The organism is Orenia metallireducens (genome assembly GCF_001693735.1).
Taxonomy (GTDB): Bacteria; Bacillota; Halanaerobiia; order Halobacteroidales; family Halobacteroidaceae; genus Orenia; species Orenia metallireducens.
This window is the reverse complement of sequence record NZ_LWDV01000010.1, coordinates 273,075-288,927: the sequence shown is the minus strand read 5'-3', so window position 1 is coordinate 288,927 and position 15,853 is coordinate 273,075. Positions and strand designations below refer to the sequence as shown.

The 15,853-nt window shown below is 33.2% G+C and carries 14 protein-coding genes and 5 tRNA genes; all 19 read left to right on the top strand.

Annotation, left to right across the window (positions count from 1 at the left end):
- Positions 1-82: 82 nt before the first annotated feature.
- The 19 genes from U472_RS13500 to clpP all read left to right on the top strand — a co-directional run bounded on the left by U472_RS13500 (position 83) and on the right by clpP (position 15,852).
- Positions 83-748: an ABC transporter ATP-binding protein gene (locus U472_RS13500; RefSeq protein ID WP_068719273.1), complete on the top strand. Its 666-nt coding sequence runs from the start codon at positions 83-85 to the stop codon at positions 746-748.
- A complete protein-coding gene (locus tag U472_RS13495) occupies positions 748-1,974 on the top strand; it encodes an HlyD family secretion protein (protein WP_068719272.1) in 1,227 nt (408 codons plus the stop codon). The genes U472_RS13500 and U472_RS13495 overlap by 1 nt, the downstream gene beginning before the upstream one ends.
- Positions 1,975-2,078: 104 nt before the next feature.
- The gene (locus tag U472_RS13490; protein ID WP_141677993.1) at positions 2,079-3,476 is read left to right on the top strand and encodes a TolC family protein; all 1,398 of its coding nucleotides are present in this window, start codon (positions 2,079-2,081) and stop codon (positions 3,474-3,476) included.
- 498 nt (positions 3,477-3,974) lie between these two features.
- Positions 3,975-4,700: a hypothetical protein gene (locus tag U472_RS13485; protein WP_141677992.1), complete on the top strand. Its 726-nt coding sequence runs from the start codon at positions 3,975-3,977 to the stop codon at positions 4,698-4,700.
- Between the two features lie 927 nt (positions 4,701-5,627).
- On the top strand, positions 5,628-6,566 hold the full coding sequence (locus tag U472_RS13480; protein WP_068719269.1) for an alpha/beta hydrolase family protein: 939 nt from the start codon (positions 5,628-5,630) through the stop codon (positions 6,564-6,566).
- Positions 6,567-6,835: 269 nt separating this feature from the next.
- Positions 6,836-7,192, top strand: a complete 357-nt coding sequence (locus tag U472_RS13475) for a DUF5680 domain-containing protein (RefSeq protein WP_218059081.1) — start codon at positions 6,836-6,838, stop codon at positions 7,190-7,192.
- A gap of 105 nt (positions 7,193-7,297) precedes the next feature.
- Complete coding sequence (locus U472_RS13470) at positions 7,298-8,038, top strand: MBL fold metallo-hydrolase (RefSeq protein WP_068719268.1); 741 nt, start codon at positions 7,298-7,300, stop codon at positions 8,036-8,038.
- 181 nt (positions 8,039-8,219) lie between these two features.
- On the top strand, positions 8,220-9,065 hold the full coding sequence (locus tag U472_RS13465; protein WP_068719267.1) for a fumarate hydratase: 846 nt from the start codon (positions 8,220-8,222) through the stop codon (positions 9,063-9,065).
- A gap of 479 nt (positions 9,066-9,544) precedes the next feature.
- The gene (locus U472_RS13460) at positions 9,545-10,078 is read left to right on the top strand and encodes a Fe-S-containing hydro-lyase (protein ID WP_068719266.1); all 534 of its coding nucleotides are present in this window, start codon (positions 9,545-9,547) and stop codon (positions 10,076-10,078) included.
- Positions 10,079-10,263: 185 nt separating this feature from the next.
- Positions 10,264-11,010: a ribonuclease PH gene (gene rph / locus U472_RS13455; RefSeq protein ID WP_068719265.1), complete on the top strand. Its 747-nt coding sequence runs from the start codon at positions 10,264-10,266 to the stop codon at positions 11,008-11,010.
- Between the two features lie 3 nt (positions 11,011-11,013).
- The gene (locus U472_RS13450) at positions 11,014-11,598 is read left to right on the top strand and encodes an XTP/dITP diphosphatase (protein WP_068719264.1); all 585 of its coding nucleotides are present in this window, start codon (positions 11,014-11,016) and stop codon (positions 11,596-11,598) included.
- A 96-nt stretch (positions 11,599-11,694) separates the two neighbouring features.
- Entirely contained in the window at positions 11,695-12,180 is a 486-nt protein-coding gene (locus U472_RS13445) for a metallophosphoesterase family protein (protein ID WP_068719263.1), read from the top strand.
- Positions 12,181-12,323: 143 nt separating this feature from the next.
- Positions 12,324-12,400 (top strand) — tRNA-Pro (locus U472_RS13440).
- 115 nt (positions 12,401-12,515) lie between these two features.
- Positions 12,516-12,592, top strand: a tRNA-Gly gene (locus tag U472_RS13435).
- 186 nt (positions 12,593-12,778) lie between these two features.
- Positions 12,779-12,855, top strand: a tRNA-Arg gene (locus tag U472_RS13430).
- Between the two features lie 81 nt (positions 12,856-12,936).
- A tRNA-Gly gene (locus U472_RS13425) sits at positions 12,937-13,013 on the top strand.
- A gap of 90 nt (positions 13,014-13,103) precedes the next feature.
- Positions 13,104-13,180 (top strand) — tRNA-Arg (locus U472_RS13420).
- A 603-nt stretch (positions 13,181-13,783) separates the two neighbouring features.
- The gene (tig, locus tag U472_RS13415; protein ID WP_068719262.1) at positions 13,784-15,061 is read left to right on the top strand and encodes a trigger factor; all 1,278 of its coding nucleotides are present in this window, start codon (positions 13,784-13,786) and stop codon (positions 15,059-15,061) included.
- A gap of 194 nt (positions 15,062-15,255) precedes the next feature.
- Positions 15,256-15,852: an ATP-dependent Clp endopeptidase proteolytic subunit ClpP gene (gene clpP, locus U472_RS13410; RefSeq protein ID WP_068719261.1), complete on the top strand. Its 597-nt coding sequence runs from the start codon at positions 15,256-15,258 to the stop codon at positions 15,850-15,852.
- The last annotated feature ends 1 nt before the right edge of the window (position 15,853 follow it).

Genomic DNA, 15,853 nt, shown 5'->3' with positions numbered 1-15,853 from the left:
ATTAGATAGGGATTGTCTATAAGTAAGAAAATAGAACAATTTACTTTTGATTATAAGTTAAAGAGAGAGGGGGAGAAGTCTAGTGATTGAAACTACTAACTTATATAAGAGCTTTAAATTAGGAGAATTAGAGGTAGAGGTATTAAAGGATATAAACTTGATTATTCAAAAAGGAGAATTTGTTTCTATTATGGGACCTTCTGGCTCAGGAAAGAGTACCCTTTTGTATCTTTTAGGAGGGTTGGATAAGCCTAGTTCTGGTAGTTTGAAGATTAATGGTAAGGAACTTGCGGTAATGAAGGATAAAGAGGAGAGCATAATGAGAAGAAGGGAGCTAGGATTTGTATTTCAATTTTATAATTTAATCCCCAATCTTAATGTAGAAGAAAATATTCTACTGCCTATCTTGCTTGATGGCAAAAAGATGAAAGATTATCAAGGTGATTTAGATGAGATATTAGAGATTGTGGGATTGAGTGATCGAAGAAAGCATACCCCAAGAGAGCTTTCAGGAGGGCAACAGCAGAGAGTAGCTATTGCTCGAGCTTTGATCAATAAGCCTGAGGTTATCTTGGCTGATGAACCTATTGGAAATCTTGATAGTAAGACAGGAATGGAGATTATGGAGCTATTTAAAAAGATTAATCAGGAGCAAGGAAAAACAATTGTACAAGTAACTCATTCTGAGAAATCTGCTGAATATGGAACAAGAATTATAAGATTAAAAGATGGAAGGGTGTGTGAATAATGAGGTTTTTTACTAAAAAGACTCTAATCTTAGCAATATTAATCTTCATAGTAGTAACTGTAGTAGGCTGTGGTGATAAAAAGTCTAAAGAAGTGACAGCACCAGTAAATAAACCAGTAGAGGAGAATGTAATTAATAGCATAGAAGCCTTTGGTACGGTAGAGATTAAGGAAGAAAGGACTATTGGGCTAGATTTCTCTGCTAGAGTTGAGGATGTAAGGGTTGTAGAGGGTCAGAAGGTAAGTAAGGGTGATGTACTTTTAATTTTAAGTTTAACTGAAATGATGGAGAATTTAGAGAATAAGAAGGAAGCACTAGAGTTAGCTAAAAAGGAGCTAGAATCTATTAAAGAAAAGTCTGATATAAATATTAAGGATTTGCAGGCTGAATTGAAGACCCAAGAGTCTTTATACCAGCAGGATAAAGAGAAGTTGGCTAGAAAAGAGGTTGAGCTTAAAGAAGAGAGTAGTGCAGATATTAAGAAGTTGTTAAGTGAAATTGAATTTGCTAAAAGATCATATCAGAAAGTAAAAAAGGAGTTGGCTGATAAAGAGCATTTATTAGCAGTTGGAGCTATTACCCAATATGAATTTGATCAATTTGAGAAGAAGTATGATAATGAAGAGGAGAAGCTAGTCGGTCTAGAGATTTCGTTGGAGAAGTTAAAAGAGGATAAGAGGGATGAGATTGAAGAGTTAGAGAAAGCATTAGAGTTAAAGGAGAATAAGATAGTCTCTTTGAAGCTGTCTTTAAAAGAAAACCGTTCTATGATGGAGAAGGATTCTTTGGCTAAAGAGATTGAGATTAAGAATTTAGAGAGTGATATTAAGGTTTTAGAAGATAAATTATTTGCTAAGAGTTACTTAAAAGGTAATAAGGTAATAGTCGATATAGACCAAGGGGTTGTCCATAACCTATCAGTAGTAGATGGTGATATAATTGGTAGTGACTATAAGGATAAGTTATTAGATATTATGGATTTATCTACAGTTATTGTAGAAGCAGAGGTTCCAGAAGAGTTTATTAAAGATGTAAAGTTAGGGGCTGAAGCTACTATTGTACCTCTGGCTGACTCTAATAGAGAGTATCATGGAAAGGTAATGAGAATTTCAAATATGGCTATCAAGGATGGTGGAGAGACTATAGTACTTGTTGAAATCTCTATAGATGATTATGATGATTTCTTATTACCTAGTTTTAATGTAGATGTAGAGATAGTTAAGTAAAGAGCTTAATGGGGTTTGGCTTAAAACACTAGTAACTTTCAACTTAATGTATTCTTAGAAAGGGGGAGCTATATTAGGTGGTTTACCTGAGATGGCAAAAAATTATGAAGAGGATATTCCTATTAATAATAATAGTCTTGATATCAAGCTCTGTAGCTGCTAATGATTCTTTGGAGATTCTGACTTTGGAGCATGTCATAGATTTATTCTTAGATAAGAGTGTAGAGTTAAAGTCTGTTAAGGAGTTATATCAAGAGAAGAAAATGGATTTAGAGTTATATCAGGAGTATTTCGCTAAGGATTTGGATATTAATCTAGAAAGTAATTATAATCTATGGGAAAAAGAGAGTAATCTGTGGAGTGGTCAACAGGGGGCTGAGGAGCTAACTAAAATTACATTTACTAAGAACCTCTCTACTGATAGGAACCTAACTCTAAGTCAGAAGTTATTGGAGAAGGATAGTGATGATAACCTAGAGTTAGAGGGTAAGGGAGGTAGTTTAACTTATAACCATTATATATTAAGGGACTATGATACTGAAAATGATTATAAGCAAGGTCTAATGGAGAAGGAATTGGCACTTTTGGAAGCCAAGGAGGAAGTTAGGAAGGTAAAAGATAGTTTAAAGAGTGAAATTATCGATAAATATTATAACTTAATTGAGTTACAAAAAAAGATTGAAATTAAAGAAGAGCTCTTAAAGAAGAGCCAAGAGACCTTAAAGATTGTCAAGGCAAGGGTCAAAACAGGTCACTCTCTTGAAGTAGATAAGATTGAAGCTGAACTTCAAGTAAAAGAGAATAAGTTAGATTTAAGTAACCTAAACTCTAAGTACAGATTGAATTTAAGAGATCTATCTAGGGAGTTAGAGATAGGGTTAACAGAGAAGGTTGAATTTGCTGATAGTGAGAGGATATTATCCTTTGATGAATTCGAAGGATGGGTAAAGAGGATGGCTTATAAGAATAATTTAGAGGTGAATATCTTAAGGCTAAAGATAGAGCAAGAGAAAGATTTACGTGAAAAGTTAGATAAGGATAAAGATTTTGATTTAAGGTTGCTTGGCAAAGCAGTGTGGGAAAAGAACAATGATAGTAATGATTATGAAACTGACTATAGAGTAGGGGTTAGATTAGATTATAACTTCAATAAGTATGAAAAGAGGAAGACGGAGCAGAAGATTAAGAAGTCTGAAATTGAACTGAATAAGTTATCTGAGCGACTAAAAGATATTAGAGATGAGGTAGTATTTGAGGTCGATGATGCTTTTCTAAAGTTAGAAGATTATGAATCTAAGATATCTTTATATGAGAAGGCTATAGTTAATTCAGAGCAGAAGTTAAGAATTGCTGATCATAAGTATAAATTTGGTCTAATTACTATTAGCGAATTGATCGATCAACAGATTGATTTAGCAGAGAAGAGGGTTGATTATATAAAGAATTTAGTTAATTATAATAGGCAGGTTTATAAGATTGAAATATTGATGGGGGTTGAGTAAAAACTTAATATAAAAAAGTTATCAAATGGTTTCAATGGATAGACTTGTTAGAAGGAAGAAGGGATTTAGCCTAGAAATTTATTAATGGAGTTTAATATAGATAAACAACTCAAAAGGAAACTTAATGGATATATTGCGACACTTTTACTTTTTAAAAAGTAAGCCAAATCTTAGGTTTCGCCTAAGGGCGAGTCTCTTTTGGCATTGCCCAAAAAGAAACCAAAAGGTCTAGAAAAAATGTACCTATGGGTTCATTCTTAGAACCCTCCGTGGCAAAGCCCACTCACTCCACAATCAATATTGGTTTAGATTAAGAAATACAAGAGTCCTACTTCAAAGATTATGTTGTTATTATTATTCCTTGGCAATATTTGCTTCGTTCAAACAGAAATTTTTTTCAGGTTAAAAATCTTTTAATTCTCAATTTGAAAAAGTGTCGCTTTATCTATCTATAATGGTATATTTAAAATTGGATAACTATATATTGAGGTGACTTGAATGAAGAGGTTATTAATGATAATATTTGCTGTAATTCTATTCTCTTTACCTGTTTTTGCTGACAGTTATGAAGAGCTAGAGGAGTCTGGTCAGATAGTGGAGGTGGATATGGAAAATGAATTGCCTCTCTATATTAGGGCAGGGGTTGGATTGAAAATAGAGAGACTACAGCTAGATTTAGATAAGATAAATGGTCTATTGGCTGCTGCTGATGTTGATTTTTCTGCTTTAGATGAGACGATGATGCTTTATGGTATTGAAGGGGTAGGAGGGGTCAGAAACGGTAATATCTATGGTGCTTATTTTCTCAATGGTCGGAATCGGAGTAGAGGAGCTAATGGTGAGAGGGTTGAGTTATCTTTAACCTATGGTGGTCTTATCTATCAACGGGGTATTTATATGAAGAAGAATACAGATATCTCTATTGGAACAGGGATGGGATATGGGCGTAGTAGATTGGAGTTGCTCCATTATAAGGTGGATGCTACTAAGGATGGTATTTTAGGGGCTACTGGAACTACTCTGGAGAAGAGCTTCCTATTATTAGAGCCTAGTATCAACTTCCATCAACAGTTGACACCAATTATCGGCTTAGATTTTTCTGTAGGATATCTTATGACTCATGATTTAGATGGTGGTTGGAGTCTGAGTGGACATGAGTTAGAGGATTCTTTAGATGGGTTTGAGGGTGGAAGTGTAAGTTTGCGGGTTAATTTCGGGATGTAGGAATAGGGTTGCTTGAGGGCGAGTTACGTTTTCAGCCCAAGACTACTTCTTCAGGAAGAAGAGCACTTCTTTCACGGCGTTCTTGATAAAAAGTAACTAAACCTACTGATTCATTCTTGGAATCCTTCGTGATAAATCCAATCAAGAAAACTTTTAAACTCGCTTACAGCTCAAACATAAAAAGTTTTCAGTATATGGTTGTCTAGTAATGAGAAACGCTATATTGATTTTTATTTCATATAGAGGTGTTTGATTTTAGTTGTTTATAGTGAGACTTGATTAATATTAAATTCCGCTTACTTTTCCTAAGTTGGTGTTTGCAATAGTGGGAAATCAAAATAGAATATTTAAGATTTGAGGGTCAATTCTCTATTTGGGGATTGGCTTTTTCTTTTTTGGCTATCTAGAAATATAGTGATTTGTAGATGTGATTGTTAGTTAGTGGCAGGGAAGGATGTAATATGTTATAATATTGGTATATTTTGTTTGTTGGGATAAATGATTAGGTTAGTTATCAAACTTAGCAGTGATAGACTATATTTCTAGATATGAGCTTGTGAATATTGATTTAGAGATATATCTTTTAGATGATTTTTATTAGATTTCAAAGAAAATAATAGTTCTTCCACGATTTTTGTGAAAATAGTTTAAAACATTATTTTCTGCCACTAATTAACATGAATCTACACTAATAAAAGCATAAAAATAAAATAATTTATTAAAGTAAAAATGGTTTTAATTCGTGAAAATTAGTGCACATTAGAGCCTAAGAAAGCATATTCTATATTTTTGAGATTTGATTTTTGAATCTTAATTAAAATTTAAAATTAGTATTAATACAAAGTTCGCTGTTGAACTAAAATAATTTTAAAGAGGTAGAGGGATATCATAGTGGAAAAAGTTAATGAAATTAGGGGGGAGAATTTTATGTTAAAAAAACTATTAGGGATATTGGCTTTATTTTTGTTGTTAACTTTCTTAGTTTCATGTAGCAATAAAGTTAGTTTAACTATTGACAAAGGTAAGGTAATTAATTCTAAGGGAGAGATTTTGAAATATTATTTGGGTAAAAGATCAGAAAATAAGTTAAGTGATAAACTATTAGTTATGATTCAAGGTTCAGGAAGAGATTCGATAACAAGAAGGTTTGGTATGGGAGCTGGAGGAGCAAGGTTAGGTTTTGACATTCTATATCTAGAAAAATATGCGTTTGATGATAAGGAATTATTTGATAAAACTAATTGTAGAGAGCGTAGAATTGAAGATATTGAGTTTGTTGTTAATTATGTTATAAGCAATATATATAACAATAATTTAAAGGAAGTACTTATTCTTGCAGATAGTGAAGGAGGTTCTATTGCTCCTGAGATAGCAAATGATTTAAAAGAAGTAACGCATATGATTATTATGGGATCAGGAGGCTATTCTCAAGCAAAAGAATTTGAGGTTTTATTAGAAAAAGAACTTAATAGTAATGAAAAAGGAATATTTAGGAAAGTTGGTATAAAGAATAAAGAAGATTTATTGAATAAATTTACTGAAATAAGGAAGAACCCATCTTATAAAAAAACTTGGTGGGGGTGTACTTATAGAAGGTGGAATAGTTACCTTGATTATGAACCTGAAAAAAATATATTAAATTTAGATATGCCTGTATTATTCATAATAGGTAAGGAAGATAAAAGTGTTCCTTATGAATCGGTAGAGTATTTAGCTAATAAATTAGGAGATAAAGAGAATTTTAGTTTTGAAATTATACCTGGGCTTAACCATAGCTTTACTGATAAGGCAGGTAATAATAAGATGAAGGAAATAATGAAGAAAATAATTTTGCCTTGGTATAAAGAGAATATGATAAAAGAATAAAAGTATTTTTTAGAGTAGGGAATTTTATATAATATTAGGTTAGTTTAATTTCAATATAGGTAATAACGGTTAATGGATATAATGGATATATTACGACACTTTTCAGACCTCACCCCCTAACCTCCTCTCCTCATCTGATGAGAGGGGGAACTGTTTTTTATTTTGGTTTGTCTCCCTTCTCCTAAGATTAGGAGAAGGGTTGGGGATGAGGTGTGAGGTTTTGAACTTAACTATCAACTATACACTATAAGGTTTATGGAGGGATATAAGTGGATAGAAAAGAAGTTATAGAGTTTTTGATTAGAGCCAAAAGGGCAACTTATGCAGGAAAAGGTTCTGAAAGTTTGCCATCTCGACCTAATTCTCATGATTTAGAGTATGAGGAGGGAAAGTTAAAGTATATTGATACTTATTTAGGTGGTGAAAAATTTGCTGGAGAAGAGGCATTATGGGAAAATAATAAACCATTTTGGTCAATGAACTATATTGGACGTATAATTGCTGATGGTTTCAATGGAGATTTTCTAAAGGAATCATTATTAAATGTTCCAACAGAGAGGTTTACTTGGTGTGAAAGTTCGAGACAGAGGTTGATAGTATCAACCGTTGAATATTATCATTCCTAAAAGTTTACCATAATAACTATAAAACCACAAGTGACAATAAGGTTTTTACTCATCACTCCTCACCCGTTACTCATTACTAAACTACAACACTTCGGAGGTGTTACAATGAAACTAACAGTCCTAGGCAATCGTTCCCCTTTTCCAGTCAAAGATGGGGGCTGTCCTAGTTATTTATTAGAGTCTGATAATCAGAAGGTATTAATAGATATCGGTCCTGACTCATTACAGGAGTTGAACAAGCATATCAGCTATTATGAATTGACTGCTATCATTATCTCCCATCTCCATGGAGACCATTTTCAAGACTTATTACCTTTACACTATGCCATTATGCTCGATATCATGGCAGGCAAGAGGAAGGAGGCTTTAACGGTCTATCTCCCCTTTGATGAAGGTAAGGAGTTAGATTTTATCAGGTCAAAGGTAGGCGAGGAATACTATCTACAGCCAATTAATGAAGCTACCAAATTGAACTTTGGTAATCTCAACTTTAGCTTTAAGCGGAGTAATCATCCCAAGGAATGTTATGCTATGAGAATTAGTGATGGTACTAAGACCTTAGGTTATACAGCCGATACAGCTTGGGATTATAATCTAATCGATTTTCTCAAAGATACCAATTTATTGATGGTAGAAGCAAGCCTTTTGGAGAGGGATAAGAAGAAAACTAAAGTAGGTCATCTAACAGTCAAGCAAGCAGTAAACTTTGGATTGCATGCTAAGACTGAAAAATTACTGTTAACTCATCTAGGAGCCTACTATCCTAGAGAAGAGATTGAAGCAGAGGTAGAAGAGGTAGATACCTTTGTAGAAATTAGTCAGGTAGGAGAGACTTATGAGATATAATTACTAATTACCAATTACTAAAAACTAATCACTAAACAACACAAGGACTTTCCTCTATTTAAGCAGAATTATAGAGGGGAGTCTTTATTTTTTAAATTTAATATTGATATTTAGCCAATTATTTGTAAATATATATAGATAAAGACATCTATCAATTCTTAAAAAATGGGGAGGCAATAAAATGAGAACGATAAAGGCTGAGGAAATTAGTAGAGCAGTAGCAAAGCTGTGTATTGATGCTAACTATAACTTGGGAGAAGATATAGTTAATGAATATAAACTAGCATATCAGCGAGAAGAGTCTGATGTTGCTAAGGAGATTTTAGAGCAACTAAGTAAGAATGCTGAAATTGCTAAGGAAGACCAAGTACCAATCTGTCAGGATACAGGGATGGCAGTTATTTTTTTAGAGTTAGGACAAGACGTAAGGGTGGTTGAAGGAGACTTATATCAGGCCATTAATCAAGGTGTAAGTGATGGCTATACAGAAGGGTATTTGAGAAAGTCTGTAGTCAATGATCCTTTGATTGAACGGAAGAACACTCAAGATAATACTCCAGCAGTCATCCATACAGAGATTGTTCCTGGAGATCAATTGAAGATAATGGTAGCACCAAAGGGCTTTGGTAGTGAGAATATGAGCCAGTTGAAGATGCTTAGACCCACTGATGGAGTAGAAGGGCTTAAAGACTTTGTATTGAAAGTAGTCAAAGAGGCTGGACCAAATCCTTGTCCACCTATTGTAGTAGGGGTGGGAATTGGAGGAACAGTAGAGAAGGCAGCATTATTGGCTAAGAAGTCTTTATTAAGACCTCTAGGTGTTTATAATGATGATGAGAAGTTTAAGAGTTTAGAGCAAGAGCTATTAGAAGAGGTGAATCAATTAGATATTGGACCACAGGGATTAGGAGGACTGACTACAGCTCTAGCAGTAAATATCGAAACCTATCCGACCCATATCGCTGGATTACCAGTAGTAGTCAATATCAATTGCCATGTAGCACGACATAAAGAGGTAGTTTTATAATAAAGCTTTGCTTTGTGCTAATTAAATTTCAATATAGGTGGTATTAAATTATGGCTACATTGGGAACTTTAAACATTTAAAATTAAAAGGTTTAAAAGCTAAAAAAATTCTTGTTTGAATGGAGCAAAAATTGATCTAAAAATTATAGTTTAACCAAATTTTAATTAAAAATTCTATTCAATGATAATAATTAAGCAATTTGATTGGGGAATGAGTTGAATTTTTTCTAGACTTTTTGGTTACTTTTGTGGCAATGAGTTTTGAAGGAAGAGATATTTTTTCTTGGATGATGCCTTTAGGTACAAAAGTAATACGAGAACGCCCTGAAAGAAGTGCCCTTGGGGTGAAAGCTGATAAGCTTTCTCGTAATGACTTTTAATTAGATTAATTAAAGGTTTGTTTATTTTTTCTATTAGTATAAGATGTGCGAGTTGTTCTTTACTAGTACTCATCTTTAAAGAATAAAGGAGGATTAAATCATGGCTAAAGTTAGCTTAACAACGCCAGTTACAGAAGAGAAGATTAGAAGTTTAGAAGTAGGAGATAAGGTCTTATTATCTGGAGTAGTTTATACAGCTCGTGATGCAGCCCATAAGAGGTTAGTTGAAGCTTTAGATAAAGGGGAAGAATTACCCTTTGTAGTAGAAGGGAATGCTATCTATTATGTAGGTCCATGCCCTGCCAAACCTGGTCAGGTAATTGGTTCTGCTGGACCGACTACCAGTTATAGAATGGACCCTTTTGCACCAAGGTTAATCAAAGAAGGGCTAAGAATTATGATTGGTAAAGGTGAGCGAAATGATGAGGTCATCGATGCTATGAAAGCAGAAGGGGCTGTTTATTTAGGGGCAATTGGAGGAGCGGCAGCCTTAATTAGCAAATGTATCAAAGAAGCAGAGATTATTGCCTATGATGATTTAGGAACAGAAGCAGTAAGAAGACTAGTAGTAGAAGACTTACCGCTTATCTGTGTAATCGATAGTCAAGGAAATAACTTATATAGAAGAGACTAACACCAAGTATAAGTCTCAGTCTGTAAATATATCTTGAACTTACTTAATCTTAAACTAAGTCCTAAGTTTAAATTCCATTTCTACAGGATAATTATTATAATTATTGAAAGAATAAAATAGAGTATGTAGTTATGCTAACATAAATACTATACATAGAAAAATACGTTTGAAAGGGAGAGATGCTAATGTCAAGAGTTGATGGTAGAGAGAGAAATGATCAATTAAGAGAGATTAAAATAACTAGAAATTTTACTAAATATGCAGAAGGGTCTGTATTAATTGAGGCAGGGGATACAAAGGTAATTTGTAATGCCAGTGTTCAAGATAGTGTTCCTTACTTTTTAAGAGGACAAGGGCAAGGATGGTTGACAGCAGAATATTCTATGCTACCTAGAGCAACCCAAGATAGGAATGTTAGAGAGGCAGCTAAAGGTAAATTAACTGGACGTACTCAAGAGATTAAGCGATTAATAGGTAGAGCATTACGTTCAGTGGTTGATCTAGAAAAATTAGGTGAGAGAACTATTTGGATAGATTGTGATGTTATCCAAGCAGATGGTGGAACAAGAACAGCCTCTATTACAGGAGCCTTTGTTGCTATGGTAGATTCTTTTGCTTATATGATAGATAATAATATGATTAAAGAGCTACCATTAAAAGACTTTGTAGCAGCTGTAAGCGTAGGAATAGTAGATGATGAGCTATTATTGGACTTATGTTATAAAGAGGACTCTAATGCCCATGTGGATATGAACTTGGTTATGACTGGTAAAGGTGATATTATAGAGGTACAAGGAACTGGTGAAGAGAATCCCTTCTCTAAAGAGAATATGTTCAAATTAATTGATATAGCTGAAAAAGGTATTAAAGAGCTGATTGCTCATCAGAGGAAAGCATTAGAAGATAAGGTGGAGTTGTTTAAGGGGGAGTAAGTAATGAAGTTATTTTTAGCAACTGGAAATCAACATAAGATAGAAGAGATGGAGAAGATTTTAGCAGATACAGATATAGAGATTCTTTCTAAAAATGATATTGATGCTATGCCAGAGGTGATAGAAGATCAGGATACTTTTATTGGTAATTCCCTAAAAAAGGCTAGAAAGATTGCTGAGTATACAGGTATGTCTACTATTGCTGATGATTCTGGGTTGGTTGTTGAAGCTTTAGGTGGTCAACCAGGGGTATATTCAGCCCGCTTTGCAGGGGAGCATGCTACAGATCAAGAGAATAATCAGAAGTTATTAGAATTATTGAAGGATACTCCTTTAGAAGAAAGGAAGGCTTATTTTATCTGTGCTATGTCATTTGTATCTGTTGAAGGTGAAGAGTATACAGTGACAGGTAAATGCCATGGTCATATTACTTTCAATGCATTGGGTGAAGAGGGATTTGGTTATGACCCATTATTTATTCCTAAGGGATATAAGAAGAGTTTTGCTCAATTAGGAAGTGAAGTTAAAAATAAGATTAGCCATAGGGCTAAAGCTTTAGAAAAAATGAAAGAGTATTTAATGAAATAATAATATTAAAAATATTAAATTATAACTATAAATAGCCACAGGTTCAAACCTGTGGCTATTTATACAGTTAAATTGTAGTTGGGTGGTGATGAGATAATGAAATTGGTAATATTCAGTGATAGCCATGGACAAGGTCAGAAGATGAATCAAGTAGTACAAGAATTAGAAGATATTGATTATATCATCTATGCTGGAGATATAGTTGGAGATTTAAAAGAAGTAGAGATATTAGATGATATAAAGTTATTAGCTGTAAGGGGAAACTGTGATTATAGTACGGAATATCCTGAAGATCAATTGGCTAATATAGGAAATATGAAGCTCTTTTTAACTCATGGTCATAATTATATGATTAATTATGGGTTGGATAAGCTCTATTATAAGGCAAAGGAAGTAGAAGCAGATATAGTAATCTTTGGTCATAGCCATCGTCGCTATGCTATTGAAGAAGATGGAATCTTGTTCTTTAACCCTGGGAGTATCTCTTCACCTAGAGATGGTAAGGCTCCATCTTATGGAATAATTGAAATCAGAGATAATAAGATAATTTACAAGCATTTTGATTTCAAATCAAACAATTAGCATACTATAGATAAATGGAGAAAAGGGGATTATTTATGATTTAATTTATGATAATAACTATTATTCCGCTTTTCTTCTTTTGACCTTGCCCTCTTTTTTAGGTATACTATTAAATGTCGCAAGGGAGATGAGCGGTAAAGCAACGGAGCATGGCGCAGTTTGGTAGCGCACCTGGTTTGGGACCAGGGGGTCGCAGGTTCAAATCCTGCTGCTCCGACCATTTAAAATTAGTTAACAGTTTACAATTTACAATTGACAGTGAACAGTTAAGTTCAAAAGATTTAAGTTCTTAAAATCTCTTTTATTTCTAACTGTACACTGTAAACTAATCTTATGCGGGAGTAGCTCAGTTGGCTAGAGCACCAGCCTTCCAAGCTGGGTGTCGCGAGTTCGAGTCTCGTTTCCCGCTCCACTTAAAAATTTTAATTTTAGGGCGAAAGGAAATTTTGAGTACTTGACCATCGGGGTTGGGGCATCTAAAACTTTGATTCAAAGAACGCAAGGTAGTTTTCGATGCTAGGTCATTGAGATCGTTGCATTTAAAATACAATAAGAAGTTAATTTCTTAAAGTTTTTTAACTGTAAACTAATTAATCTTGTGCCTGTAGCTCAGCTGGACAGAGCAACGGCCTTCTAAGCCGTGGGTCAGAGGTTCGAATCCTCTCAGGCATGCCATTTATAATAAAATAGTTTCACTTAGAATAAACTGCTTATAGGCAGTATATTTTTTTATGTTTAAAACCTAATTAATAGTATGCGGGAGTAGCTCAGTTGGCTAGAGCACCAGCCTTCCAAGCTGGGTGTCGCCAGTTCGAATCTGGTTTCCCGCTCCATTTTAAATCTGTTAACAGTTTGCAATTGACAGTTAAGTTCAAAACCTTTAAGTTTTTAAAATCTTTTTTTACTGTAAACTAGTATACTATGCGCCCGTAGCTCAGCTGGATAGAGTAACTGACTACGAATCAGGAGGTCGCAGGTTCGAATCCTGCCGGGCGCGCCATTAATTAAGAATTATTGATTTTAGTAAATATAGATTGTGTTAACTAAATTTATACATATTTATTGAATTGAATTCATACTTTAAATTATATCTTGTTTTTAAGCTTTACTATAAGACCTCGGAACGACTATATTGTCGTATCTCGAGGTATTGTTTTTATTTATGAACTATCTTTAAAATTTTATAGAAATCAAGGGATTTTATTATTCTTGATGTTTTTATTTACTACTAAATTTAGTTAATCTTCTGCCTTATATTAAATTTTAAGAGAAAAATTTAATATTCGTACTATATAGAGTAGTTATATCTCCTTAGAATATCATTAAAAACTTGATTGTAGTTTTTAATAAATAATAAAAAATAACATAAATTTCACTTTGAATTTATTAATAGAATGATTTTATAAAAATGGCTAAAATATAAAGGAGATTCTATGATTATATAGAAATAGTCAATAATGTGAATTTATTTTTTGATAGATCTATCTGAAGTTACACTTTTTCTTCAATTTTAAAATATATAATGAAGATAAGAAATAGTAGCTTTTGGATAAATGAAATAAAATACATATAATTACGTATAATAATATAAGGAGGAAATATAATGAATGTAAGTAAAGAAAGAATTGAAGAAAATAAGGTTGAATTAACTATTGAAGTTAGCGAAGATAAGGTTGCTAGTGCTTTAGATAAAGCTTACAAAAAAGTTGTTAAAGAGGTTAATATCCCAGGGTTTAGAAAAGGGAAGGTTCCTAAGAGTATTTTAATCAAGAAGTTTGGAGCAGAAGTATTACATAAAGATGCTTTAGATATTTTAATTCCTGAAGCTTATTATAAAGCTGTACAGGAGACAGAAATTGAACCAATTGCTCAGCCTGATATTACTGATGTATTCATTGAAGCAGGAAAGCCTGCTAAATTTACAGCTGAAGTAGAAGTAAAACCAGAGGTTGAGCTTGGAGAATATAAAGGTCTTGGAATTGAAAAAGAAGAGATAAATGTAAGTGATGAGCAAGTAGAAGAAGAATTAAATCATAAAAGGGAACATCATGCTCAATTGGTAGTTACTGATAGAGAAGAGGTTCAAGAAGGAGATAATACTGTAATCGATTTTGAAGGATTTGTAGATGGTGAAGCCTTTGAAGGTGGAGCTGGAGAAGATTATAATTTAGAAATCGGTTCTGGTCAGTTTATTCCGGGATTTGAAGAACAATTAGTTGGAGCTAAAGTTGGGGAGGAAGTAGAGGTTGATGTTACTTTCCCAGAAGAATATCATGCTGAGAACTTAGCAGGTCAAGATGCAGTATTTAAAGTAACAGTTAAAGAAATTAAAGTAAAAGAGATGCCTGAGTTAGATGATGAATTTGCCAAAGATTTAGAATTTGAAACTCTAGATGAATTAAAAGCAGATATTAAAGAAAAGATTACTGCTAGAGAAGAGTTAAGAGTAAATAGAGAATTTGAAAATAAATTAATTGATGCTATAACAGATAATACAGAAATTAATATACCAGAAACTATGATTGAAAATGAGATTGATAATATGCTAGAAGGTTTCAGATATCAAATTATGCAACAAGGGTTTGAATTTGACCAATATTTAGAGATGACTGGAATGAACGAAGAAGATATTAGAGCAGATTATAGAGAATCAGCTGAAAAAAGAGCAAAAGCTAATTTAATTTTAGAAGCAATTGCTAAAAATGAAGGTATTGAAGTAAGTGATGAAGATGTAGATGCCAAATTAGCTGAAATTGCTGAACGTCAAGGTCAAGATAAAGATCAATTAAAGATGTTCTTACAGATGCAAGGTCAATTAGCTTCACTAAAAGATAGTTTACTAATGGAAAAAACAATTGATTTTTTAGTTGAAAATAATTAATTATTATTCATTTTAAATAATTTAGAGAATTTCATAATCTGTCTTAATTCCCCTAAATAGTAGGATTATCTATTGTCATGTATTTATTTAACCTAGTAATTAGTCATAATAAAAAATTCTTTTATGAAATTCTCTAAAATAATAGGTTTAAAAAGTCCAAATATGGGCATAGTTAAAAGGAGGAGGGGGAAATTATGAATTTAGTACCAATGGTAGTTGAACAAACTAATAGAGGAGAACGTTCTTATGATATCTATTCTCGTTTATTAAAAGACAGAATTATCTTTCTTGGTAGTCCAATTGATGATAGAGTAGCTAACTCAGTGATTGCACAATTATTATTCTTAGAAGCTGAAGATCCAGATAAGGATATATACATATATATCAATAGTCCAGGAGGGTCTGTTACGGCTGCTTTAGCTATGTATGATACAATTCAATACATTAAGCCAGATGTTTCTACAATTTGTATGGGATTAGCTGCTAGTGCTGGTGCTTTATTATTGGCAAGTGGGACTAGTAAAAAGAGATTTGCTTTGCCTTATTCTAGAATCATGATTCACCAACCAATGGGGGGAGCTCAGGGTCAAGCTACAGATATAGAAATTCAAGCTAAAGAGATTCTTGAGTTAAGAAATATTATTAATAATATTTTAGCTAATCATACAGGACAGCCAATTGAGAAGATTCAAAAAGATGTAGATAGAGACTATTTTATGTCAGCTGAAAAAGCTAAAGAATATGGTCTAATAGATGAGGTTATCACTCGCCAAACTGAGTTGGAAGGGTAGA